A 290-nucleotide genomic window follows, 5' to 3' on the forward strand; every position below is an offset into this window, starting at 1 on the left:
GAGAACATCACCGCACTGCGCGAGGCCGGACTGCTGTCCCTGCTGCGGCCCAAGCGCTTCGGCGGACTGCAGACCGACATCCGCACCTCCCTGGAAATACAGGCCGAACTCGCCCGCGGCTGCGGATCCACCTCATGGGTCGCCGGCCTCGGCAACGTGACCGCGTTCTTCGTCGCCATGTTCTCCGACCAGACCCAGCACGACGTCTGGGGCGACAACCCCGACAGCTGGATCTGCGCCGTCTACGCCGGCAAGGACACCCACGTCGAAACCCTCGACAACGGCTGGCG

At 67.2% G+C, this 290-nt stretch carries 1 protein-coding gene; it reads left to right on the forward strand.

Annotated features, from left to right (window positions below; genetic code table 11):
• On the forward strand, positions 1-290 hold a 290-nt coding region (locus tag IG08_RS0153555; RefSeq protein ID WP_030622435.1), incomplete at both ends, for an acyl-CoA dehydrogenase family protein.

Origin of the sequence: Streptomyces fulvoviolaceus (assembly GCF_000718165.1) — a bacterium.
In the GTDB taxonomy this organism is placed as follows: domain Bacteria; phylum Actinomycetota; class Actinomycetes; order Streptomycetales; family Streptomycetaceae; genus Streptomyces; species Streptomyces fulvoviolaceus.